The organism is Paenibacillus sp. JSM ZJ436, from assembly GCF_044383795.1.
Classification (GTDB): Bacteria; Bacillota; Bacilli; order Paenibacillales; family Paenibacillaceae; genus Paenibacillus_AQ; species Paenibacillus_AQ algicola.
The window spans coordinates 77,290-101,769 of record NZ_JBISEO010000009.1; the positions used below are offsets into that span (position 1 = coordinate 77,290).

The following is a 24,480-nucleotide window of genomic DNA, read 5'->3' on the forward strand; positions in this document are numbered from 1 at the left end:
GAGTGATGAACTCTTTAAATCGCGGCAGCATTATAGACTGCGGGCAGCATCACCCGGACCGTTGTGCCCTGCTCTGGCTTGCTCCTGACCTCAACCGTTCCCCGGTGCTCTTCAATCATCTTCTTGCTGATCATAAACCCGAGCCCCGTTCCCTTCTCCTTCGTCGTGTAGAACGGCTCTCCCAGACGGGACAAAATATCCTCCGGCATGCCGCTCCCCTCATCGGTAATGTCGATCAACAGTTCACCTTCCAGGCTGCGGGTAGAGATCGTGATCATCCCCCCGCCCGGCATCGCCTCAACTGCGTTCTTGATAAAATTAATAAATACCTGCTTCATTTGGTTCTCATCGCACTCTACATCCATGTCCTGATCCCGAAAATCCGTTTGAATCTCGACGTTATTCAGTATGGCCTGCGTATTCAGTAACGTAATCACCTGGCTGAGTAGCACCCGAATGTTCCTTCGCTCGAACTTGATGCCCTGGGGCTTAGCCAGGATGAGCAGTTCTCCAAGGATCAGCTCGATACGTTCGATCTCGGAAGAAATAATTTCATAATACTGCTCCTTACTTCCAAAGCCGCTGCGCAGCAGCTGGATAAAGCCCTTGATCGAGGTCATGGGGTTGCGGATCTCATGTGCAATACCGGCAGCCAGCTGTCCCGCGATGGAAAGCTTGTCCGACTGAATCATCATCGACTCCGCATAATCACTCGCTCTCTTCTGCTCCGTGAGGTCCTGGATATGTACGACATAGCCAGCCGGGAACTCCTCGTCATTCATTATGGCAGACCACGACACAGACACCCAGATAATATGGCCCTGCTTATGCAGCAGCCGAATTTCAGTTTCGAAGCTTCCCTGGCCTTTTTGACTCCATTCCGCCCTGTTTACTGGGTTAATAAAAGCATCCTCTGGATGAAATATGTCCCCATAAGGACGATTCATCAACTCCTCGGGTTCATAGCCCAGCATAGCGCAAGCAGAGCCATTCATATATTGTATGCGGCCATCCGACTTGAGAAATGCACTACCGATCGGCGAGCTTTCCATTGCATGCAGCAGCATCCTATTCCATAGACGTTCATCATCTGCCATAGCCCGACGCTCCTCCATTCTTGCGTTGTACAATCATTCTACATAAATTCGAGGCAGCGTGGTGTTTTTCCTTCTATGTTGGTGAATTCAACCAGTTCCTATCTGATGCTGTCATATTTTCAAAGATGCTGTCACATCCCCTGCGGCGGCAGGCGGAGGAGAGCTACGTCTAGAGACCGATTTGAAAAAAATGGGTTTATTTTACCTTGAACAACCTGGGGATTTCGTTTATTGTGGAGGAAGAACGCACGGGCAGCATGCTGTATCAACAAGCACCACCGTTAAAAGGAGTCTGCGAGTATGGATACAAAACAACATATTTGGATCGTGCTTACAGGCACGGGAACCTGGTTAAGCCGGATTATACAATGCTTTACAAACGCCCCGCTCAACCATGCATCCATTTCATTTGACGGCCAGCTGCAGGAGGTTTATAGCTTCGGCCGGAAGAATGTCAGCAATCCATTCAGCGGCGGACTGGTCCGCGAGAATCTGCGGGCCCCTTTCTTCTACGCCTCCCATTGCGCGATTTATCGGATGGAAGTCAGCCATGATAAGTATAAGCTTATGGTTCATCAGGTTCAGCAGATGATGAACGATCGGGATCGCTATAAATACGATCTGCTGGGCATGATGGGGATGCTGTTCCGGGTCCGCATTGACCGGGCGGATGCGTATTTCTGCTCTTATTTTGTAGCCAGCATTCTGGAGCAGGCAGGCCTGCATCCTGTAGGTAAGCCGCCTCAACTGGTTACTCCCTGTGATTTCTCCCACTCCGAGCAGCTGGAGGAGATCTATCAGGGATCGCTGGACCACTATCTGAACCGTTTCCCGGTAGAATCACTGCCATACCCTGCACCGGCTTATATCTCCTCTGAGCCTGGAGAGCCGGCCAAGCGCCTGCAAGTAGGCGCCGGTTGAAGATGATTGGAGGACTGAGCCCAGTCCTTCCCCCTTAATCAATACCCAAATGAGAGCGCTTGAAACAGTCCGGCTCAATCACCCTTGGAATTGACAGCACGTACCTTTCTCACGTCTAAGTGTATGTACACATGAAACCGCTCCTTTTTAAATGGTGGCCTTGTCACTTCCATTTAACCAAAGAGCGGTTTCTTTTTATTACCTGTTTGTTGGGATCCCTTGAGCGAGGGAGGAACGTTTCGTACGCGGAGCCTCTCACAACAACAAACGAGGCCATCTTCGCAAGATCCTAGATCTTGTGAGACAGCCTCCATCATATCATTTCGGGGTGCCGTAATCCCCTGGCTACGCCGAGGGGGTTTGAGTCTCCGGAAGCACCTTCATTGCAGACTGCTGCTCCGCCTCCAGGCGGGCTGCTTCCAGGCGGGCTGCTTCCCGCTTTCTTTTACGTCTGCGAACCAGAAACATAACAAGCAGGAGTAGCGGCACAGCAATAACAAAAATATACAAGGATACATTCTCCACCATATTCTCGGCTTTTCTCCCGTAATAATAGAACAGGATTCCGACGACGTAGAATTTAGTCGCTCTTCCCAGAGCGGCGTACGCCATCAGGCGCCACAGTGGAAAATTCAAGCATCCGGACAAGATCGTAAACACTTTAAAGGGAATGGGCGTAAAGGAGCCTACCAGAATGGCCGCTTCCCCACTTTTCTGAAAACGATCCGTAGCTGCGTCAATCCATTCTTTCTTCAAAATCTTGTAAAGCACCGATTTACCGAGCAGCTTGCCGATGAGATAGCCGACGGGCGTTCCCAGCAGACAGCCGATAAAGCCGGCCGTAGCCAGCCACAAGGCTGAGGATGGATGAAGTATACTAAGGGATACCTGCAGAAAAAACGCGGGAACCGGAAATATAACCGCATCAAGGAAGGAATGAATAAATAACCCCCATGGACCAAACTTCATCAAAAAATCCATTACGTCCTGAAACATAACTCAACCCCTAAACATTTTCTGCCTTACCAGACCCTTACTCATTGAGTATATCACATTCCCCCCTGCGAAAAACCGGAAAACCGTTCGGATTTAAGATTAATTGTCGAATTTATTAGCAAAAAGGACTGTCCCTCAAGATCCTAAGATCTAAAGAGACAGCCCTTGTCTGTCCGGCCGCCTAAAAGCGAGCAGGTTGATTAACGCTGTGTGCGATGTGCCGAATGGCGCGTCGGCCCAACAAATTCATTCAGCTGAAATCCGTTGGCAATCGCTTCCGTTACGAATGCTTTGGCGCGTGCAATGGAATCGGCCATGGAATGTCCATGAGCCAGATTCGCCGTTACCGCAGCGGAGGAGGTGCAGCCTGCACCGTGTGTGTATGCCGTCTCTATGGCTGGCGACTGGAACCACTGATATTCCTTGCCGTCATACAGCAGGTCCATCGCTTTGCCCTCTACAATCCGGCCTCTGTCCTTGATCAGCACATGCTTCGCGCCCTTGTCATGAATGATGGCCGCGGCTTCCTGCATCTGCTCTACCGTCCGAATCGGACCGGATTTAGCGAGCTGGGAGGCTTCGAACAGATTCGGCGTGACGAGATCTGCCCGGGGAAGGAGAAACTCAATCATGGCTTCCGTATTCTCTGGCTGCAGAACCTCGTCGGTACCTTTACATACCATAACCGGGTCAATGACGACCGAGGTCAGGCTGTACTGATCTATATATTTCGACACCAGCTCAATCATATCCACCGAGCCCAGCATGCCGGTCTTCATTGCGTCAAAGCCGATGCCTTCAATGACGGTCTTCAGCTGTGTCTCCAGAATGTGCAGATCCACCGGAAATACCTGATGATTCCACGTTCCCGGCTCCATGCACACGATGGTGGTCAGAGCCGTCATACCGTAGACGTCGAATTCCTGAAAGGTCTTGAGATCGGCCTGGATTCCGGCGCCGCCGCTAGTATCCGAGCCTGCGACCGTGAGTGCTTTCTTTACTGTCATGATGAACCATATCCCTTCCTGTATACAAAAATGATTTCTCTATTATACGGGACAGGGTGAATTCTTACAATTACTGCTGTTCGGTCAAAATCACAGGCCCGTTCTTGGTGATGGCGATTGTGTGCTCATATTGTGCCGAAAGCTTGCCATCCGCCGTCCGGGCTGTCCAGCCGTCCTCGTCAATCTTGACGTTGAAGGTGCCGATATTGAGCATTGGCTCGATCGTAATAACCATGCCTTCCTTCAGGCGCGGTCCCCGGTGCGGAGGTCCATAATGCGGAACCTGCGGCTCCTCGTGCATTTGCTGGCCGATCGCATGGCCGACAAAATGACGGACAACCGACAGGTTCTCCCCTTCGGCATATTGCTGAATCGCGTGTGAGATATCGCCGATGCGGTTGCCGACCACCGCCTGCTCAATGCCCAGATACAGTGATTTGCGAGTGACCTCCAGCAAATGTGCAGCTTCCTGTGAAATAGTGCCTACCGGATAAGACCAGGCGGAATCCGCAAGCCAGCCGTCCAGACGAACGACCATATCAATAGTGACAATATCTCCGTCGTTCAGCGGCTCCTCCTTAGGAAAGCCGTGGCAGATGACATCGTTCACCGATGCACAGGTTGCATAAGGATAGCCATGGTAGCCTTTTTGCTCCGGGTGAGCCCCGTTCTGCTCCAGGAATTTCTCAACGAAACGGTCAATCTCTGCCGTCGTAACCCCTGGCTTGATCATCGCCCCGATCTGACGGTGGCACTCCGCCAGCAGCTCGCCGGCTTTCTTCATCTTTGCAATTTCTTCTTCGGTTTTGATAATAATCATGATAGCGCTCCTTTATTCACTCATCCAGCATACCCGTAATCATTTTATTCTACTCTTGGCAGGCTGCGAACACAAGATGAGGCCCATTCAGCAACAACGAAGGCTTATTCATGCATCAGCTCTTTTTTCTCCGCGTCGGTCATTTCCGATTTGTCCTTGGAGAGGAACCAGCCGAGAACCGCAATCAGAATCAGAACGCCCCAGAAGATCAGCTTCCAGCCCGTGCTTTTCGGAAAGTTCTTGTCAATGATGCCAATCTCGGGGTGAGCCAGCGTGTAGATGGCCAGCTTGATGCCGACCCAGCCCACGATCAGAAACGCGGCCGTTTCAAGACCCGGCTTCCGAACCAGCAAATTGACGAATTTGGAAGCTGCAAACCGCATAATAATCAAACCGATGATTCCGCCGGTCAAGATCACCAGGAACTGCCCTCCGTCCATTCCGCCAATCGCCGGAAGTCCGGTCGCCGGAAGCGTCAATGCCAGCGCTACAGCCGCCAGAATCGCATCGACGGCAAACGCGATGTCCGCCAGCTCCACTTTAAGCACCGTAACCCAGAAATTCTCCTCTTTGTTGGCTGCCTTCTGTTCGTGGACCTTCTTTTTGACAAATAGCTGCTTCACGATGTGGTTAATGCTGATATACAGCAGGTAGACGGCGCCCAGTGCCTGGACATACCAGACATCCGCCAGATAAGAAATAATGAATAAGGAAACAAACCGAAACACAAACGCACCTGCCAGGCCGTAAAACAGCGCCTTCTTGCGCTTCTCCTCCGGCAAATGCTTGACCATGATCGACATGACGAGCGCATTATCCGCCGCCAGAATGCCCTCCAGGCCAATCAACACCAGCAATACCCATCCATACTCTAATAACAATCCCGTGTCCACATCCATCGTTCCCTTCCGGTTAGTGATCCGTATTGTTCAGGGTACCTTATGACGATATAAAAAATACCCTTACCCCGAAAAATCCGGCGGTAAAGGTATTTACCCACAAATAGATGAAGGGAAAAAGACCTTTACCGATGAATATCGGCAAAGGTCTCGCTTACAGCGTAATGCTGCCAATAAAGCCGGAGACACCGGAAGTGTCACGGAATGACGACTTTATTGCTAGAGCTACTCCCCTTTACGAATTACAAGCATTATAGCATGGCTCCATGGAGGAGCAAAGAGATATTTTTCCTATTACTTATTTGAACTTTGGAAGCCAGTCGCCATGAGCTTCGATCAGATCGTCACACAGTGCCGTGATGTCGTCCATCGACAGCTCTGCTGCCGTATGCGGATCCAGCATTGCAGCATGGTAGATATGCTCCTTACGTCCAGTCAACGCCGCTTCAATCGTCAGCAGCTGTGTATTGATGTTTGTGCGGTTCAGCGCAGCCAGCTGCGGCGGCAAATCGCCTACGTAGGTCGGCGTTACGCCGGAAGCATCCACCAGGCACGGAACCTCGACACAGGCTTCCTTCGGCAGGTTTGTAATCAGGCCGGTGTTCATGACGTTGCCGCCGATTTTGAACGGAACATTCGTTTCGATCGCTTCCATAATGAACGATGCATACTCATAGGAACGCTCGTGCTCGATGCTTTCGCTCGCGAACAGCTTCTCGCGCATATCCTTCCAGCCGTTGATCTGGTCCACACAGCGGCGCGGATACTCGTCAAGCGGAATGTTGAATCTTTCGATCAGCTCCGGGTAATTGCGCTTGATGAAGTATGGATGGTATTCTGCGTTATGCTCGGAGGATTCTGTTACATAATATCCAAACTTCTGCATCAGCTCGAAGCGGACCATATCCTCATGCTTTTCCTTCTGCTTCTCGGCAGCGCGGCGCTTGATCTCCGGATACAGGTCAACTCCGTCCTTCTTAACCTCCAGCAGCCAGGCCATATGGTTGATGCCGGCAATTTTGGATTGAACACCGGTAGCGTCCATATCCAGCGCTTTAAACAGACGGGACACACAGACCTGAACACTATGGCACAGACCTACGGTGTTTACACCGCCAGCAGTGTTCATTACGCTTGTCAGCACGGACATAGGATTGGTGTAGTTCAGGAACAGGGCGTCCGGGCATACCTCCTGGATATCACGGGCGAAATCCAGCATCACCGGGATGGTGCGCAGGTTCCGGAAAATTCCGCCAATGCCCAGCGTATCTGCAATCGTTTGACGCAGGCCGTATTTCTTCGGAATCTCAAAGTCTGTAATCGTACAAGGATCATAGCCGCCAACCTGGATGGCATTAATGACGTACTTGGCACCGCTGAGTGCTTGCTTGCGGTCCAGGTAAGCCTTGACGGTGCAAGTGCTTCCCAGGGTGTTCTTAATGCTCTCAAGCAGACGCTCCGAGTCGCGAAGACGCTCCTCGTCGATATCATACAGAGCCAGCTCGAAGCCCTGCAGTGCAGGGGTTGTCAGAACGTCACCCAGAATATTCTTAACGAACACGGTGCTGCCCGCACCGATAAAAGTAATTTTTGACATGCTTGGTTCCTCCTGTGACAGCGCTTTTATTTGCTTTAACTATACTGCGAAAGGCGGTCACTTCACCATGGCGCAAACTCTGTTCTGCATGTCATAATCCCACTTTCAACGGTGCTCTGTCCCTTAAGACTTTCCTTTGTTTACCGCCAGTCCGATGATCATCACAATGAGTGCCAGCAATGCAATCAGCTGATCCAAAGTCATACCGTCCGCCTCCTTGTTTCCTAAGGATGGCTCTTCCAGACGGCTCTTCTCTCCCTGGTTCTTTTACAGCCCAGTCGTTTCCCCATTAGCAATCTATGAGGCCCTGACCTGAAATATGACTAATCCAGATAATTTATACAAAAAAAGCCCCCTCCCTGCTTGGCAAAATAGCGGCGGTAAAGCCAGCCCAGCATATGGAGGAAGCCTCTTATTTATAATGCTTAACCCGTCACGATATCCAGCACCAGTGCCGGAGCCTTTCCCTCTGCTGCAATCGTAATACTGGCGTAGAGCTTCTGAATCACGTCGTCCACCTGCTCCGTGTTCGCATGGATGGTGACCAGTGACTCGCCCTGCTTCACCGTATCTCCGATCTTCTTGTTCAGCATCAGGCCTACCGCCAAGTCAATCTCAGATTCCTTGGTTGCACGTCCCGCTCCCAGCAGCATCGCTGCCGTGCCGATTTCGTCAGCCACCATCTCTGTCACCTTGCCGGATGCTCTCGCCGGCACCTCGATGTGGAATGGGGCCTGCGGCAGCCGCTCCGGATGATCAACAACGGAGGCATCTCCACCCTGATTGGCTATGAATTCCTTAAACTTCTGCAGTGCTTTGCCGTTACTTATAGCCTCTCGCAGCCTCTCCTCCGCTTCCTCCAGAGAGGACGCCTTGCCAGCCAAAAACACCATTTGCCGGCCTAGAGCGAGACACAGCTCCTCCAGATCCTTCGGTCCCTGACCGCGCAGCGTATCTATCGCCTCCTGCACCTCCAGGGCATTACCGATTGCCTGGCCCAGCGGCTGGCTCATATCCGAGATCACTGCCATCGTCTTGCGCCCGACACGGTTTCCGATGCGTACCATAGCCTGAGCAAGCTCGCGGGCATCCTCCGGAGTCTTCATAAATGCGCCTGCACCGGTCTTCACATCCAGCACAATGGCGTCAGAGCCTGCTGCGATCTTCTTGCTCATAATCGAGCTGGCAATCAACGGAATGGAGTTGACCGTAGCCGTTACATCGCGCAGCGCATACAGCTTCTTGTCCGCCGGCGTCAAATTGCCGGTCTGTCCAATGACCGCAATCTTCTGACGATTGACCAGATCTACAAACTGCTCCTTGCTGATCTCGACGTCGAAGCCTGCAATGGATTCCAGCTTATCAATCGTGCCGCCGGTATGTCCCAGACCGCGACCGGACATTTTGGCAACCGGAACATCCAGAGCGGCCACGAGCGGAGCCAGCACGAGAGTCGTCGTATCGCCGACACCGCCTGTGGAGTGCTTATCTACCTTGATCCCTTCAATGGCAGAGAGATCAATCGTCTCGCCCGAATTCACCATTGCCATGGTCAGGTCAGCCCGCTCCTGCTCACTCATATCCTGAAAATAAATGGCCATAGCCAGCGCACTGGCCTGGTAATCCGGAATCTTTCCTTGCGTATACCCCTCAATAAAAAACTGAATCTCTTCAGAGGTCAGCTCCTTGCCGTCACGCTTCCTGGCGATTATATCAACCATTCTCATCGCGTACACTCCTCACCGCTTGATGTCTGGGGGTTAAACGGTCACGGCTGTGTCCAGCGCAACCTCCATCATGTCATTGAAGGTGGACTGGCGCTCTTCAGCACTGGTCTCCTCACCTGTCAGCAGATGATCACTGACCGTCAGAATGGTCAGCGCCTGCACGCCTTTACGCGCAGCGATCGTATAGAGCGCTGTCGTTTCCATTTCTACTGCAAGCACGCCATGATCCATCAGCTTCTGGACAGCGCTTTTGTCCTCACGATAAAAGATATCCGATGTGAAGACATTCCCTACACGAAGCTGCAGCCCCTTCTCAATACCCCGGTCGTAGGCAGACTTCAGCAGCGGGAAGCTCGCAATCGGAGAATAGTCATAGCCTTGAAAATGATGCCGGTTCATACCGGAATCGGTGCAAGCCGCTTGGGCGAGAATGACGTCACGGACCCGGACATCCTCCTGCATCGCACCGCAGGTACCGACGCGGAACAGGTTCTTGACGCCGTATTCAGAGATCAGCTCATTCACATAGATGCCGATGGATGGCACTCCCATACCGGTCCCCTGAACCGATACACGCTTGCCTTTATAGGTTCCTGTAAAGCCGAGCATGCCGCGAACCTCGTTATAACAGATAACATCCTCCAGATAGGTCTTGGCAATAAACTGGGCCCGCAGGGGATCTCCCGGCAGCAGAATAGATTCTGCAATGTCGCCCGGTTTCGCTCCAATATGAGTACTCATAGCTCCTTCTCCTTCCTTATTCCATATCCTTGGCACTAAATGCACCTGGCAGCAGACGCTCCATCGTCCACTCCTCTGTATTACCGTGCAGGTTGCTCAAATAGATGACCGTATCCGGGTCACAAAACTCTGCTAGCACCTGACGGCATGCGCCGCAGGGAGACACGGGGCCTTCTGTATCCGCTACGACGGCAATGGCCTCAATCTTCTGATGGCCTTCGGAAACCATCTTGAATATGGCGGTCCGTTCAGCACAGTTCGTTAAGCCGTAGGCTGCGTTTTCTACATTACAGCCCTGGTATACCTTTCCGCCGGCCAGCACGGCTGCACCAACACGAAATTGAGAATACGGCACATAAGCCTGCTTGCGGGCCTCCAATGCTTGCCGAATCAGCTCTTCTCGGTTCATTCTTTCCCCTCCTTCACAGCATTACAGCAGGATTAATAATTGCCTTCTGACTGCTCGCCTTCCATAATCTTAACGCCGGAGCTGGCGCCGATCCGCGTTGCCCCTGCCTGAATCATGGCCTGCATATCAGCCAGGCTCCGAACGCCGCCGGAGGCCTTCACACCGACTCGGTCCCCAACCGTTCTGCGCATCAAAGACACATCCTCTACGGTTGCGCCTCCGGTAGAGAAGCCCGTGGAGGTCTTGACGAAATCAGCACCTCCTTGCACGGCCAGCTCACACGCCATGACCTTTTCTTCTTCACTCAGCAGGCAGGTTTCAATAATGACCTTCACCAGCGCCCGGCCTGCAGCCGCATTGACGACGGACTGAATATCCTGAAGCACCAGCTCCTTGTGGCCCGACTTCAGAGCGCCGATATTGAGCACCATATCCACCTCGGCTGCCCCTTCTTCAATCGCTGTCGCAGTCTCAAAAGCCTTAACTGCGGAGGTCGACGACCCGAGCGGAAATCCGACGACGGTGCATACCTTGACCTCACTACCCTTCAACTCCGCCGCTGCCACCTTGACCCAGGCCGGATTCACGCAGACAGAAGCAAAGCCGTATTGCTTCGCCTCCTCTGCCAGTTTCACAATGTCTGCTTGAACGGTATCCGCCTTCAATGCGGTATGATCAATCATGCTGGCCAAATTCATGGGGAACCCACTCCTTATCTATTCTTAAAGTTTCACTTGTCTCCAAAATTCGCGAAAATCATAACATACTCCCCGGTCTATGTACAACTTGCTCCAGAGGAACGGCTGCCCTTACTTTCTCCCGTAGTCTGCTTTGATTTCGCCCCACTCCCGGGTCTGCCATTTCAGCACTTTATTGCTGTACGTATGCGTCCTCAGCCAGGCTTCCGCGCGGTCGATCAGCTCCCAGATTTCCGTGGTGGAGGAATCGCGCGGCAGGGTGGAGGACACCTTCTTCTGCTTGACCCACTTCAGCGCATTCGCGGAATCGCTGTAGATACTCCGGCTGTCCCCCAGCTGATGAAGATAGGCCAGCGCGTGGACGATGGCCAGGAACTCCCCCAGATTGTTCGTCCCCTTCGCAATGGGTCCCTTGGAGAAGATGATGCTGCCCGTCCGGGTGTCCACTCCTTTGTACTCCACCGGTCCCGGATTCCCACGGGTGCCCACATCCACCGAGATGCTGTCATAGTCAATGTCCAGGCTGCCAGGCTGCGAGCCTTCGGTCCCCTTTTTCCCGGATTCGGCTGCTTTCTTCTTCGGTGCACTGCCGGACTGTCCCCAATAGCCCTTCCATCCGGCAGCATAAGCCTGCTCTGCTTCAGCGCGGGTGGCGAACGCCTTGTACTTCGCCCCCGCCGAATGATTCACCTGCTGCTGACATTCAGCCCAGCTGGTATAAATACCGGGCCTCGCTCCCACCCAGACAACATAAAATTTCCCCTTCGCCACGTTACTTCATCCTCTCCACTCTTGCCGCAACGCTCCTTCTTAGAAGCGCCGGCCTTCCGTTAGCTTGACCCAGAAGCCGCCTTTAAAATTCTTGGGCTCGTGGGAAATAATAAACGCATGCGGAGACAGCTTCTTGAGGGTATCCATCAGCCGCCGCTCATTGCTGCGCTTCACCAGCACCTGCAGCACCAGACGCTTGCCCTCCTTGCCGTCCGCCGTCCAGGAGGTGACCCCATAGCCCTTGTCCCGCAGCTCAGCGGCCAGATCCAGCTCCAGCGAATCCACAATGACCTGAACGACCAGATATCCCAGCGCCAGGTACTCCTCGATCCGGCTGCCCAAATATACCCCGAGACCGAAGCCGAGACAGTACGCCGCCATATTAAATGGGTTGTCCAGGTTCTGCAGAACCAGATTCAGACCCATCAGATAGACGAACACCTCCGCCATCGACAGGAAGGAGGCGAGCGCTCTGCGGTTTTTGATCATCAAAATCAGACGAAGCGTAAAAATAGACACATACACGACATTAATTCCGATGATGGAAGCGATCAGCCCAATAGATATCGTCATGTAATACCATCATCTCCTTTTTTATTTTGCTTTTTGCTATGCCGAATGGTCAGCCTACAGCCTTTAGTGTGGACGGGAGCATACCATTTCAGTCATCCACAAGCGGACGAAGACCATGCTCTTCATTACCCCGTGCAGGAAGGTTGTTGACCCTCAATCCCCCGGCTTCTTCCGCTTCTCGGGGGCCTGATCCTTATATAAGGTAAACGGATTGCTGAAGATCAGGCGCGACAAGATCAACGACACCTGCCGTGGCGATTCCTTCATGCCTTCATGAAGCCAGTGCTGGATCACCCCGAGCTGCGCGGAGATTGCATAAGCCGACAAGTATTCCATGGGTACAATCAGCTCCTCCCGATCTTCTGCCAGCCGGGACAGAACACTCTGAGCCATGGTGCGCTGCATAATCTCCTTCAGCTTGACATGAAACGCCGGATTACCGCCGGGACCCAGCAGCAGCGCTACAAACTCTCCATTCTCCTGCAAATATTTGAACAGCTCCTCTACCAGCGGCAGCGGCTTGTTCATATAGTCGAAATTCGGCAGCTCTTCCTTCGTAATCCGCTTCTTCTTCTCGCTGCGGATTTTGAGCACTCCGTTCAGAATCTCCTCCTCGCTTTGCTGAAGCAAATCATACTTGTCCCGATAATGGAGGTAAAACGTACCCCGGTTAATATCTGCCCTTGTCGTCAGATCCAGCACCGTGATTTCATCGAACGTTTTCTCTTTCATTAAAGAAGTCAGGGCGTCACGAAGCGCTTTCTTCGTCTTCACAATTCTCCGATCCAGTCCAGGCTCTTTCATAGCTCCCCCTTATGTCAACATTTTAATATACTCTAAGGCCCCTTTATTAGACAAAAGAGGGTGTCGTGTCCATAACATGACAGATGCACTGATATTGTCGGTTGCATTGCAATATGGGTATATTATAATAGACTCCACGATCAATAATAAACAGTTTGTTTATTATTTTTTGTCAAAGAGTACGTTATTAAAGGACTGGAGGAAGTATCATGGAAGACACCCATAAACAGACACCGGCGATTCCAAGGTCTGTTTATCTGATCATTGGTATTTTGCTGGCAGGCGCCTTTGTCTCCCTGCTGAGCAATACGCTGCTAAATATCGCCCTGCCGTCGATCATGAATTATTTCGAGCTGTCCAGCCCGTCTACGGTACAGTGGCTGACGACCGGATATATGCTGGTCAATGGCATTATGATCCCTACCACCGCTTTTCTCATCCAGCGGTTCTCGGTCCGGGGATTGTTCCTGACCGCCATGACCCTGTTCACGCTCGGGACGATGCTGGGCGGCTTTGCCCCCAGCTTTGGCATTCTGCTCACGGGACGAATGATTCAGGCCTCCGGCTCGGCCATTATGATGCCCCTGCTCATGAACGTCATGCTCACCAGCTTCCCCGTGGAAAAACGCGGCGGTGCCATGGGCATGTTCGGGCTCGTGATGATCTTTGCCCCGGCCATCGGCCCCACGCTATCCGGCTTTATTATCGAGCGCTATGACCGCTGGGATATGCTGTTCCACCTGATCTGGCCGATTGCACTGCTCGTGCTTCTGTTCGGCTTCATCAAGCTGCGGGACCATAAAGAGAGTGTGGCTATTCACCTGGATTCCCTCTCCATCGCTTTATCCAGCATTGGCTTTGGCGGCATTCTATACGGCTTCAGTACAGCCGGCAACACCGATCTGGGCGGCTGGGACAATGGGGTTGTGTATTATACGCTTGCTGCCGGCTTCATCGGCCTGCTTCTATTTATTGTCCGCCAGTTCAGGCTGGAGAAGCCGATGCTGGATTTTCGGGTTTATCAATATCCGATGTTTGCCTTGTCCTCGGTCATTTCCATTATGATGAATATGGCGATGTTCTCGGCGATGCTGCTGATGCCCATCTATTTGCAAACCATTCGCCATATTTCGCCGCTGGATTCCGGCCTGCTGCTTCTGCCGGGCGCCATCGTCATGGGGATTATGTCTCCCATTACCGGCAAGCTGTTTGATAAATTTGGAGCGAAGCTGCTCGTCTTTACCGGCCTTGCGATCTCGGTGATTACCAGCTACATGTTCAGCCAACTGACGCTGTCCACGGCGTACTCTACGCTGATCGTCATTTATACCCTGCGGATGTTCGGGATGTCGATGGTTATGATGCCCATTATGACAAACGGGCTGAATCAGTTGCCGATGCGCTATACGCCTCACGGCACGGCAATGAACAGCACCCTCTCCCAGGTGTCCGGAGCCATCGGCACCTCGCTGCTCGTCACGATCATGACGACCCGCACGAAATCGTACGTAGAGAGCATGGTTTCTGAGGCGGCAGCCGGTCTTCCGGCTCAGCCTACCGGAGAACAGCTGCAGCAGCTTGCTGCCGAGGTAACGCCTCAAGCGACGGTTCACGGCATTAACGATTCTTTTATGGTTTCCGTCGTGCTGCTTCTTGCCGCGCTGCTGCTGTCGCTCTTTATTAAGCGGACATCCCCGTCCAAGGACAAGAATCCCGAGACCGCGCCCGCAGCCCGCACACCGCAAGTCAAACGGGCCTGATCTCTGCTTACCCCGCATTCATAAATAGAAGCTGCTCCTTGAAGATCTTCATCTTCAGGGGCAGCTTCTTTATTAGATTTATCTTAGAAAAAGCAAGGAGCGCAACAGCCCACAATCAGCACCAGGTTACGTCTTGTCAGGGTTACAATGCCTGGTCGTCCACGCTGTTCAGCCAAGCCTCAATCTGATCCACTACCGATGCCACACAGCCATCCTCAAATGGCGATCTCAGGCCCGCGTACTTGACCAGCTCCACGAAGGAGCGGCTTCCGCCCACTTGACACAGCTTCAAATAATCAGCCCAAGCGGCTTCATAGTTCTCATGCAGGCGCACCCAGAACTGGAATGCACAGATTTGTGCCAGCGTGTAGTCGATATAGTAAAACGGCGTTCTGAAAATATGGCTCTGCTTATGCCAGAAGCCGCCCTGCTCCAGATAAGCATTTCCGGCATAGTTCCGGTGCGGCATATATTTACGCTCGATCTCGCGCCAAGCCGACTTGCGCTCTGCCGGGCTAGCCTCCGGGTTAAGATATACATAGTGCTGGAATTCATCCACAGCCACACCATAAGGAAGGAACAGCAGCCCGTCCGCCAGATGGTTGAATTTATATTTGTCACTGTCTTCCTGAAAGAACAGCTCCATCCATGGCCAGGTGAAGAACTCCATGCTCATGGAATGAATCTCACAGGCTTCATAGGTCGGGAAATTATATTCCGGCACCTGGAAACTGCGGCTTTCGTACACCTGGAAGGCGTGCCCGGCTTCGTGGGTCAGCACGTCAATGTCACCGGAGGTGCCATTAAAATTGGAGAAAATAAACGGGGCACGGTGCTCCGGAATGTACGTACAGTAGCCTCCGCCCTGCTTTCCTTTTTTGCTGACGAGATCCATCAGGTTGTTATCAATCATAAAATTAAAAAATTCATTCATTTCCGGCGACAGCTCGCTGTACATCTTCTTTCCGTTCTCGACAATCCATTCCGCATCACCCTTCGGCGCTGCATTACCGGATTTAAAGCTGAAGCCCTCATCATAGAAGAGCAGCTCCTCCACACCAATCCGGCGTGACTGCCGCTCTCTTAGCCGGGTAGCGATCGGTACAATATATTCCTGCACCTGCTTGCGGAAGTTATCCACCATCTCGGCATTATAATCCGTCCGTGCCATACGGGCATAGCCCATCTCCACAAAATTTTGAAAGCCAAGCTTCTTGGCCATCTTGTCCCGTACCTTCACCAGCTCGTCATAAATGCGGTCAAATTCCGCTTCATGCTCCGCCATAAATTGGTAACGAGCCTCGAACGCGGATTGGCGCATCTCGCGGTCTGTAGACAGCTCATAAGGTGTCAGCTGAGACAGCGTCAGTTCCTCGCCGTTGAACGGAATTTTGGCCGAAGCGATCAGCTGGGCATATTCGGTGGACAGCTTGTTCTCCAGCTGCAAATCCTGAATGATGTCAGGACTGAAGGTTTGCAGCGACAGCTCAGCCAGGGCGAACAGCTGCCGGCCCCACTTCTGCTCCAGCTGCTCCCGGAACCGGGATTTCGTCAGCGAACGATAGTAATCGGTTATGTACTCCTGATAAACCGGCTCTGTTTCATCCATGTAATCCTGCTCTTGCTTGTAAAACTCATCATTGGTATCTACAGAATGGCGAATGCTGACCAGGGTGCTCTGGGTTTCCACATGCTGGCGAAGCCTGTTGATCTCAGCCATCGCTTGATCCTGCTCTTCAAACGTTGCAGCCCCGTCAAACTGCTGCAGCAGTTCTTTAAACCGCTGTTCAATTACCTTGATGTCCGGGCGTTCATACGGATACTCCGTAAATTTCATGAAATAACCCAACCTTTCTGCTCTTAAAGTAGCTTCATTATACTAAATTTACAGGGAGTTAAATACCATAAATTTTCAGGTATATTCATACAGGACGGTCAAGGCCGCTGAAAAATAAAACACAGACCAAAAAACCGCCCCTCGTCAGAGTCCAGGCGGCAGTGCCCTTCTCTTGTCCGAGAAACGGTTTATGGTGTTAAATATTTATGCAGCTATGGCTGAGTAGCCGAATTCTACAATGATCTTACCAGTGGCCGCCGTAGCGAATCGGTCCCCGCCAAGCGAAAGGATTCTTCTGGCGGTGCTTCCGCTCGTCATCCTCGGATGACCGCCCTTTGCGGCCTTCAGCCGCAGCGGTGTCCGGAAAGCGCTCGGAAAGCAGGCTGCGGTAATGCGCAAGCCGCTCAGCATGCTCCGGCTCCGGCGCAAGATCCTGCATCTCGTACGGATCACTCTCCAGATGGAACAGCTGCTCTTTGGCATCTTGGGCGTAGTATACATACTTCCATTTCCCATCCGTACTCATATACAATCCGCCTTCATCCTGGATGTAACCAAGCAGGACTCTTTCCCCGTTCGGGTCCTCCATCGCTTCGATCAGAGAGCGTCCAGCCCGTTGATCCCGATCCGTCTCCACACTGCAGCCTGCCAGCTGGGTCAGAGTCGGATACAGATCGGCCAGCATGACCGGACGGTCGCAGACACTGCCCGGTCCAAGCGGAAGCTTGACGTCGCCGCCTGGCTTGATGATCAGCGGAACCCGCGCGGAAGGGTCGTAGAAGCAGGACTTGTGGAACAAGCCATGGTCTCCCAGCATTTCGCCGTGGTCGGAGGCAAAGACGATGATCGTATTATCCCACAGTCCTTGCTGCTTCAGCTCTCCGAACAAACGTCCCAGCTCGTAGTCAATATGCGTAATCATCGCATAATAATGCTTGCGTGCAGCCAGAATGACCTCATCATTCAGCCGGTCCAGCTTGCGGGACAAACGGCGGTGGTGCACCCATTCTGGCTCACCTTCTCCGGTCCATGCTCCCGCCAGCGGCTTCGATATCGGCAGATCCCGGTACAGCGACACAAACTGCTCCGGCGGATCGAACGGCGGATGCGGCGCTTCAAAGCTGGTCCACATGAAGAAGGGCGATTCTCCGTCCCGCTGTCTCAGAAAATCAATGGATTCCGAAACCGTCCAGTGCGTGGACGTATGCTGAATCGGAACAGCGCTGAATACAGGATAGACCTCATTGCCTCCGAGTCCATGTCCCCGGTACATGCCTTTATATTCCGTGCGCTCCAGATCATTGACATAATCCTCCGGAAGGAGGCGCATGCGTTCAAATCCATTGCGGTTGCGCGGAGGATAGAAATGCATTTTGCCGGCCGCATGGGTCTGGTATCCTACCGAGGTCAGACGCCCCGGCAGCGTATGCTCCCGCTCCTCGGGAATACGGAATTCTCCGTTCGTATCCACCCCGTGCTCGTAGGCTGCTTTCCCTGTCATGATCGTCGTGCGGGAAGGAATACACAGCGGACAGTCACTATAAGCCCGGGAGAAGCGCACACCTTCGTCAGCAAGCTGATCCAGATGCGGCGTCATGACCGGATGTGCAGACTTCTCAATACCGAGGCAGTCCGCCCGCTGCTGATCCGTCGTAATCAGTAAAATATTCGGCTTCCTGCTCATCTTGGCTCAGACTCCTTCCTCCAGGCTGTCATCGCGGTCCAGCATTGCACCCTGACTGCGCAGTACGGCTTGAAGCTCCTCAATATTAACCTCGCTCGGAGCAATGCTGTGCTTGACCGACAGTCCTGCCGCAGCGCCCGCAGCTTGTCCTGTTGCCATACAGCTTGGCGTCAGGCGGGTCGTGGCCAGAGTTTCATGCGTTGTCGAGATACAGCGTCCGGCGACGAGCAGGTTGTTGATCTTTTGAGGCAGCAGACAGCGGTAAGGAATGTCATACGCTCCGTCTCCCTCGACCCAGGCTGCTTCCACGCCTTTGCCTGTCGGGTCATGAATGTCAATCGGGTACCCGCTGCGCGCGATGCAGTCCGGGAATGGCTTACCCTGCAGCACATCCTGCACCTGCAGCGCGTACTGGCCGTCAATACGGCGCGTTTCCCGAATCCCGATCTGGGTGCCTACAGAGGACAGGGAAGCGTTCTGGAAGCCCGGCAGACAATTTCTCATGAAATCGGATACCATTTTGACCTGCTTGCGGCCCAGCACCTCGGCTTCTGTCAGATCCTGAACATTGGTTCCGTCCAGACCTTGTACGCGGGTCGTATTTACCAGTACCTCGTCGGGTCCCGGACCGGTAAAGAAGAGCACCTGATCCCGGTTGATCGGCAGGTCAGCTTCCTTCCAGTGCTTGTAGTAGCCCAGCACTCCCGATAATGGCAGCTCCTCTAACTCGTCAAACGGAGTCTTTTTGTAGAATTCGTCCGGATGGTCGATCATGTACTGCTTGACCTCATCCAGATCGACGCCGCGCATCCGGAATTTCATCGTCATCGGCTGGGTCTGCTTATCGCCTTCCCGGCCCTGCAGGCACGGTGCCCCGGACAGGAACGCCAGATCCGCATCTCCCGTCGTATCTACAAACTGCTTGGCATAGATGTTGAAGCGCCCGGACTTGGTCGTCACCTCAATGGACTCGATCACGTCATCCACGGTATGAACCTCATCCATAAAGCTGTGCAGCAGGACGGTAACGCCTGCTTCACGGAGCATATCAAACATAAGAATCTTATAATATTCCGGATCATATGGAGTAATCGTATTTACAAAGCCAACGGTGTCCCGAACATGGCCCGGGGAAGCGCCCGCTGCCTGCAGCCGGTCTACAATTTCCTGAGCGATGCCGCCAATGACCTGCTTGCCCTCTGTCGTGTGGAACGTCATCCACGGATAGACCAGTGCAATCGTGGACATGCCGCCGAGAAAGCCGTACCTTTCAATCAGAATCGTCTTGGCTCCGCTGCGGCCGGCAGCCAGCGCTGCGTTAATGCCTGCGGGACCTCCGCCGCAGACGACAATATCTGCATCCATTCTTTGAAGCTTCGTATGTTTCATGGTGTTGTCGCTCCTTCCGATTGATCTGAGTCTCATTATAGGCAGGGAACGCACTTTAATATAGTTTCATTTTTGTTTAAGATAAGAAGAATGACTGTACATAAGGAGGCGACTCAACCGGCTATGGGTAGAAGAAAAGCAGCCACACTGGAGGATTTATCCTTGGAGCTTGGCATCTCGGTTCAGACGATTTCCAAGGCCCTGCGGGGACGGCCCGGCATGTCGGAGGAAACGCGGGGGCGGATTTTGCGCGCGGCTTACGTCCGCGGCTATTTGTCGACCGCACAGGCCCGGGAAATGGCAAGGCAGGGCATTGCACCGTATCCATCCATACGCCTTCGCTTTATCTTTGTTCAATCGCACCAGTCCCTGAACTATAACCGGCTGCTGACCGACGGGCTGGAGGAGCGCTTTGGACAGTTTGATCATCAGCTGGAGCGGTATGTGCTGGATGAGGACTGGACCGACCCGCAATTTCAGGAGTGGGTCCAGCAGCACAACATTTTGCATGCCGACGGGCTCCTGATCGCGCCGCGAATCCGCTCTAGCCTGATCGAGAACAAGCTGCTGTCACTGCCGCTCGCCAAGACGCTCATTAACTATCCGAAGCCGCTCTCGCAGGTCGATAGTGTAGTGTGGGATGTGCAGGAGGCGATCTATCAGGCAGTGGACGCTTTATATGCCGGGGGCCACCGCTCTATCCTCTATGTCGGAGATGCACATTCACAGCGGGGGTATGTGCTCCGGCGGCAGGCGTTCGATGAAGCCATGAATGACCGGGGCTTGCCGCTCATGCACACTTCGGCAGAGGCCTTTCTGGACAGCTACCGCCGCTTCCGGCCGACGGCCGTGCTGTGCGGGATTGACGAGGATTGCAGCCGGATTTACGAAGCCCTTACGGGTGCCGGGGTAAGCATCCCGAAGGATTGCTCCATGGCGGCGCTCGTCAATGAGCAGCCTCCCGGCCTTCCCTTGCTCAGCCGTCCGCAGCTGCTCATCAAGGAAACCGGATTTGAGGCCGCAGACCGCATGCTGTGGAGAATTGCGCATCCCCATCAGCCGGTCATGCATTCCCGGATTACCGGCTCCTTTATGGAAGGAAGCACGATTGCCGAGATCTAGGCGTCCCGGGCCCGCTTAAGCCCTTCCCTTCCTCAGGCCTGATCCGGCTTCACTTCAAGCTCTGCCATAGCTCTGCGCTGACGCTTGCGGTACTGATGGGGCGTCACACCGGTCCACTTCTTGAACCGCTGTACAAAATGTGACGCCACCGGCCAACCCACCTGTGTGCCGATGTCTGCGACCGGCAAAGAGCTGCTGCCGAGCAGCTGGCAGGCCTCCTTCATCCTTCTCACCTGAATGTAGTCCGTGATCGTGCTGCCGGTCTCCCGCTTGAAGGTGTGCAGCAGATGGTACTTGGATATATGAAGCTCCTCCGCCAGCACCTCCAGTCGATACGGCTCCGCGTAATGCTGCTCGACCCATTGCAGCACTGCCTCGGAATGGGTCAGGCTCCGCGTAGCGGCAAAGCCTGGCTGCGGCAGCACATCCTGCAGCTGCCCCTGAACCGCCAGCAGCAGCTGCTGCAGGAGCGTCGCAAACCGCTCCATGCGCCCTCGCTCGTGTCCCGGCAGCATAGACGCTGTGCCATAGTACTGCAGCAGCGTCTCGATCGGAGCATGCTGCGGCATGAGGCAGAACACCTGTTTTTGCATCGCTCCCTTCCATAGATGCTGATAGACCTCCATCAGCTGCTCAAAGGGCTCAAAATATCGCTGAAATACCTGCGGCTCGAACTGAATTCTGGAGCGGACATACGGCGTTTCTTCGCCAACATCGGCTTTGACATGATGCAGCTGAAACGGCTGAAAAATATATAGATCGCCAGGCTTCATGGTGTGTACCTGCTGGTCCAGCACCAGCGTCCCGCTTCCCTCATGGATATAGAGCAGCTCCACCCCCTGATGATAATGGAAGTAGCCGCTGTACGAAAGATCGGCCTTTGCCATAATACTGGAGCGAAAAGGCATCGTAATAAAGTCAATGGTCTGAAGTCGGTTGTTTCCCATCATACACTCCCAATACAACAATATAGCTACATTTTAACACAACCAGCATGCACTAAGGGTAACCGTTTTCTTTTATGATAGAGAGAGAATAACGAGGAGGCTGAGTGTATGTGGAAGCAAGCGATTGAAGATGCGGTAGAGAAAACAAGATTAAACATTGAGCGTTTCGGAGATGCCTATCCGCAATGCAGTAAAAATGATGAGTATATGCTATTGCCTAATGCCAACTGGACGAACGGGTTCTGGTCCGGCATTTTGTGGCTGTGCTATGAATACAGCGGAGACGAGGTGTTCCGCACGGCAGCACGCCGGACGGTAGACAGCTTCAAGGAGCGCCTGGATCAGCAGATCAAGATGGATACACATGATATCGGATTCCTGTTCTCCTTGTCCTCGAAGGCACAGTGGATGATTGACAAGGACCCGGCTGCCAAGCAGCTGACTCTTGATGCGGCCGATATGCTGATGAGACGCTGGCGTTCTACAACCGGTGTGCTTCAGGCCTGGGGCCCTGAGGGCGATGCAAGCAATGGCGGACGGATGATCATTGACTGCCTGATGAATCTGCCGATCCTGTACTGGGCGTATGAAATGACGGGCAAGCAGAGCTACCTGGATGTGGCTACTAACCACGCCAACAAAAGCCGCCGTTTCCTGGTTCGCGGTGATGACTCTTCATACCATACCTTCTACTTCGACCAAGAGACCGGTGAAGCGCTCCGCGGAGCTACTCATCAGGGCTATACTAACGGCTCGACCTGGACACGCGGACAGGCATGGGGCATTTACGGCTTTACGCTGTCGTACAAATACACCAAAGACCCGCTCTATCTGGAAACGGCACTGCGCATGACCCGCTTCTTCCTGGACCGCCTGCCGGAGGACAAGGTTGTGTACTGGGATTTCGATGCACCGATTCACGCCGACACGAACCGGGACAGCTCTGCTAACGCCATTGCGGCCTGCGGTATTCATGAAATGCTCAAGCTGCTTGCGGCAGATCATGACGCAAGAGGCTGGCTGCAGAAGGGCTTCGACGATTGCATGAGCGGATTGATGGACCCTGAATATTCCACCATTCAAGAGCCGGAAGCACAAGGCTTTATCAAGCATGGCTCATACAGTGTTCGCAAAGGTAATAATCCGGACGATTTCACCATCTGGGGCGATTATTTCTATCTGGAAGCCCTGATGCGTATGGAACGCGGACATAAAGGCTACTGGTACGAGTAAGCCTTCTGACAATTGAAACAGACCGGCCCGAGAAGATCCTGACGATCTCCTTGGGCCGGTCTGTTTCGTTGTATCATAAAAAGCGGCTCTCTCCGCACCAGCGCCATAGCGGGCGGGAGAGAAAGCCGCTGTAATACGTCTATTTATTCATAGTCGGGAACCTGGTTGCTGACACAGCTTACCTTGTTGATGCGCGCTCCCTCCGGCTTCTGCACCTTACCATGCAGCAAAGGATCGCCGGTTTCCTCCATCCAGGCCATCAGGCGCGAGGACAGGTCTTGATATATGCCGGCATACGCTTCATCCCGGACGACATTGACCCGCTCCACCGGATCAAGGTACAGATCATACAGCTCTACCGGCTCTCTTCGTGTGCTCAGCAGCCCCTGCTCTACCAGGAAGCTCTTGGTCGGGGAATCGTCGATATTCGCCGGCACCAGTCCGTCATGCTCATCAAACCAGCGGATCAGCTTGTACCGGTCGGTCCGGATACACCGCATCGGCTCATAGGCAGCATGGAAGGTGACCTCCGCAAAAATCTCCTCCCGAACCTTGTCGCGGCTTCCTTCAATGAGCGGCAGCAAGGATACGCCCTGCAGCCTTTCTGGCTGCTCTACGCCCAGCATGTCGCACAGCGTCGGGAACAGATCCACCTGGGATACCAGCGAATCCTCGACATGTCCGGCCCGGATGAGTCCCGGCTTCTTCATCATTAGCGCGACCCCGATTCCTGTATCGTACAGGCTGCATTTCATGTGCGGGAAGGCGAGGCCGTGATCGGTTGTAAAGATCAGCAGTGTGCTGTCCTCCTGCCCCGATGCCTTCAGCGCCTCCATCACAATGCCGACACAGCGATCCATCAGCTTGGCAGAGCTGATATAATTCGCCATATCCTCGCGGTTCTGAGCCGTATCCGGGAACGGGTGCGGAGGCAGCACATAGTTCGGATTCACCTCCGGGTCTCTCTCCGGGAACTCCCGGTGAGTGTTAAACAGCCCCAGCGACAGGAAGAACGGCCGCTCCCGATCTTCACGAATATAAGCTGCGGCCCGCTCGGCACATCTTACGTCCTCATGCTCCTGCTCCGGTGCAGCCTCAGGCTCAAGCAGGTGCTCATATCCGAGGATCGCTTTGTCCGGCGCTTCATGCTGAACGCCGCACAAGGCGGTCTCATATCCCTGGTCCGACAGGAACGAAACCAGGTGCTCCTTGTAATCATTCAGCAGAAAGCCCCGGTGCGTCAGTCCCAGCATACCGTTGGAATGCGGAGCCATGCCTGTCAGCAGCGCAGCCCGGCTCGGTGAGCAGGTAGGTGCAGCACAGAAGGCCTGGCGGAACAAGGTTCCTCCGCGCGCCAGCTCCATCAGGTTCGGCGTCGGAACGGCGTAGCCGTATGGCTGAATGTATCTTCCAGTATCGTGCGTATGCAAGTATATGATGTTCATCTC

General features: G+C 53.5%; 22 protein-coding genes. 4 read left to right on the forward strand and 18 right to left on the reverse strand.

All coding sequences use genetic code 11. The features are described from left to right. Positions 1 to 14: 14 nt before the first annotated feature. Positions 15 to 1,097, reverse strand: a complete 1,083-nt coding sequence (locus ACH6EH_RS13105; protein WP_397332636.1) for an ATP-binding protein — start codon at positions 1,095 to 1,097, stop codon at positions 15 to 17. A gap of 300 nt (positions 1,098 to 1,397) precedes the next feature. Here ACH6EH_RS13105 and ACH6EH_RS13110 point away from each other — a divergent pair, with 300 nt between their 5' ends. Beyond that, entirely contained in the window at positions 1,398 to 2,018 is a 621-nt protein-coding gene (locus ACH6EH_RS13110; RefSeq protein WP_397332637.1) for a hypothetical protein, read from the forward strand. 345 nt (positions 2,019 to 2,363) lie between these two features. Here ACH6EH_RS13110 and ACH6EH_RS13115 read toward each other — a convergent pair whose 3' ends face one another. The 12 genes from ACH6EH_RS13115 to ACH6EH_RS13170 all read right to left on the reverse strand — a co-directional run bounded on the left by ACH6EH_RS13115 (position 2,364) and on the right by ACH6EH_RS13170 (position 13,060). Further along, the gene (locus ACH6EH_RS13115) at positions 2,364 to 3,014 is read right to left on the reverse strand and encodes a YqaA family protein (RefSeq protein WP_397332638.1); all 651 of its coding nucleotides are present in this window, start codon (positions 3,012 to 3,014) and stop codon (positions 2,364 to 2,366) included. 200 nt (positions 3,015 to 3,214) lie between these two features. Beyond that, entirely contained in the window at positions 3,215 to 4,021 is an 807-nt protein-coding gene (gene thiD / locus ACH6EH_RS13120; RefSeq protein ID WP_138227030.1) for a bifunctional hydroxymethylpyrimidine kinase/phosphomethylpyrimidine kinase, read from the reverse strand. Positions 4,022 to 4,091: 70 nt separating this feature from the next. Then, positions 4,092 to 4,841, reverse strand: coding sequence for a type I methionyl aminopeptidase (map, locus tag ACH6EH_RS13125; RefSeq protein ID WP_138227031.1), 750 nt, complete (start codon positions 4,839 to 4,841; stop codon positions 4,092 to 4,094). A gap of 104 nt (positions 4,842 to 4,945) precedes the next feature. After that, the gene (locus ACH6EH_RS13130; RefSeq protein WP_397332686.1) at positions 4,946 to 5,734 is read right to left on the reverse strand and encodes a TerC family protein; all 789 of its coding nucleotides are present in this window, start codon (positions 5,732 to 5,734) and stop codon (positions 4,946 to 4,948) included. A 304-nt stretch (positions 5,735 to 6,038) separates the two neighbouring features. Further along, entirely contained in the window at positions 6,039 to 7,337 is a 1,299-nt protein-coding gene (gene melA / locus ACH6EH_RS13135) for an alpha-glucosidase/alpha-galactosidase (RefSeq protein ID WP_138227032.1), read from the reverse strand. Positions 7,338 to 7,762: 425 nt separating this feature from the next. Beyond that, a complete protein-coding gene (locus tag ACH6EH_RS13140) occupies positions 7,763 to 9,064 on the reverse strand; it encodes a pyrimidine-nucleoside phosphorylase (protein ID WP_397332639.1) in 1,302 nt (433 codons plus the stop codon). Between the two features lie 33 nt (positions 9,065 to 9,097). Further along, a complete protein-coding gene (gene deoD, locus ACH6EH_RS13145) occupies positions 9,098 to 9,805 on the reverse strand; it encodes a purine-nucleoside phosphorylase (RefSeq protein WP_397332640.1) in 708 nt (235 codons plus the stop codon). Positions 9,806 to 9,821: 16 nt separating this feature from the next. After that, positions 9,822 to 10,214 (reverse strand): cytidine deaminase, encoded by a 393-nt coding sequence (locus ACH6EH_RS13150; protein ID WP_138227035.1) that lies wholly within the window; start codon positions 10,212 to 10,214, stop codon positions 9,822 to 9,824. A 32-nt stretch (positions 10,215 to 10,246) separates the two neighbouring features. After that, entirely contained in the window at positions 10,247 to 10,912 is a 666-nt protein-coding gene (deoC, locus tag ACH6EH_RS13155; protein ID WP_397332642.1) for a deoxyribose-phosphate aldolase, read from the reverse strand. Between the two features lie 111 nt (positions 10,913 to 11,023). Further along, positions 11,024 to 11,683 carry a ribonuclease H gene (rnhA, locus tag ACH6EH_RS13160; RefSeq protein ID WP_397332643.1) on the reverse strand — a complete coding sequence of 220 codons (660 nt, stop codon included), beginning with the start codon at positions 11,681 to 11,683 and terminating at the stop codon, positions 11,024 to 11,026. Between the two features lie 39 nt (positions 11,684 to 11,722). Continuing rightward, positions 11,723 to 12,256, reverse strand: coding sequence for a DUF2179 domain-containing protein (locus ACH6EH_RS13165; protein ID WP_138227038.1), 534 nt, complete (start codon positions 12,254 to 12,256; stop codon positions 11,723 to 11,725). A 153-nt stretch (positions 12,257 to 12,409) separates the two neighbouring features. Beyond that, positions 12,410 to 13,060 (reverse strand): TetR/AcrR family transcriptional regulator, encoded by a 651-nt coding sequence (locus tag ACH6EH_RS13170; protein WP_138227039.1) that lies wholly within the window; start codon positions 13,058 to 13,060, stop codon positions 12,410 to 12,412. 209 nt (positions 13,061 to 13,269) lie between these two features. Here ACH6EH_RS13170 and ACH6EH_RS13175 point away from each other — a divergent pair, with 209 nt between their 5' ends. Next, complete coding sequence (locus tag ACH6EH_RS13175; protein ID WP_397332644.1) at positions 13,270 to 14,820, forward strand: DHA2 family efflux MFS transporter permease subunit; 1,551 nt, start codon at positions 13,270 to 13,272, stop codon at positions 14,818 to 14,820. Positions 14,821 to 14,962: 142 nt separating this feature from the next. On the opposite strand, the gene ACH6EH_RS13180 is transcribed toward ACH6EH_RS13175, so the two are convergent. The 3 genes from ACH6EH_RS13180 to ACH6EH_RS13190 form a co-directional block, all read right to left on the reverse strand. Next, positions 14,963 to 16,657, reverse strand: coding sequence for a M3 family oligoendopeptidase (locus tag ACH6EH_RS13180; RefSeq protein WP_397332645.1), 1,695 nt, complete (start codon positions 16,655 to 16,657; stop codon positions 14,963 to 14,965). A 244-nt stretch (positions 16,658 to 16,901) separates the two neighbouring features. Further along, positions 16,902 to 18,341 carry a sulfatase-like hydrolase/transferase gene (locus tag ACH6EH_RS13185; protein WP_397332646.1) on the reverse strand — a complete coding sequence of 480 codons (1,440 nt, stop codon included), beginning with the start codon at positions 18,339 to 18,341 and terminating at the stop codon, positions 16,902 to 16,904. A 6-nt stretch (positions 18,342 to 18,347) separates the two neighbouring features. Beyond that, the gene (locus ACH6EH_RS13190) at positions 18,348 to 19,730 is read right to left on the reverse strand and encodes an FAD-dependent oxidoreductase (protein ID WP_397332647.1); all 1,383 of its coding nucleotides are present in this window, start codon (positions 19,728 to 19,730) and stop codon (positions 18,348 to 18,350) included. Between the two features lie 123 nt (positions 19,731 to 19,853). On the opposite strand from ACH6EH_RS13190, the gene ACH6EH_RS13195 reads away from it, so the two are divergent. After that, positions 19,854 to 20,852 (forward strand): LacI family DNA-binding transcriptional regulator, encoded by a 999-nt coding sequence (locus tag ACH6EH_RS13195; protein ID WP_208204347.1) that lies wholly within the window; start codon positions 19,854 to 19,856, stop codon positions 20,850 to 20,852. A 32-nt stretch (positions 20,853 to 20,884) separates the two neighbouring features. Here the strand turns inward: ACH6EH_RS13195 and ACH6EH_RS13200 are convergent, their stop codons facing one another. Next, entirely contained in the window at positions 20,885 to 21,802 is a 918-nt protein-coding gene (locus tag ACH6EH_RS13200) for an AraC family transcriptional regulator (RefSeq protein WP_397332648.1), read from the reverse strand. A gap of 105 nt (positions 21,803 to 21,907) precedes the next feature. On the opposite strand from ACH6EH_RS13200, the gene ACH6EH_RS13205 reads away from it, so the two are divergent. Then, positions 21,908 to 23,032 carry a glycoside hydrolase family 88 protein gene (locus ACH6EH_RS13205; RefSeq protein ID WP_397332649.1) on the forward strand — a complete coding sequence of 375 codons (1,125 nt, stop codon included), beginning with the start codon at positions 21,908 to 21,910 and terminating at the stop codon, positions 23,030 to 23,032. A 143-nt stretch (positions 23,033 to 23,175) separates the two neighbouring features. Here the strand turns inward: ACH6EH_RS13205 and ACH6EH_RS13210 are convergent, their stop codons facing one another. Beyond that, positions 23,176 to 24,477 carry a sulfatase family protein gene (locus ACH6EH_RS13210; RefSeq protein WP_397332650.1) on the reverse strand — a complete coding sequence of 434 codons (1,302 nt, stop codon included), beginning with the start codon at positions 24,475 to 24,477 and terminating at the stop codon, positions 23,176 to 23,178. Between the last annotated feature and the right edge of the window lie 3 nt (positions 24,478 to 24,480).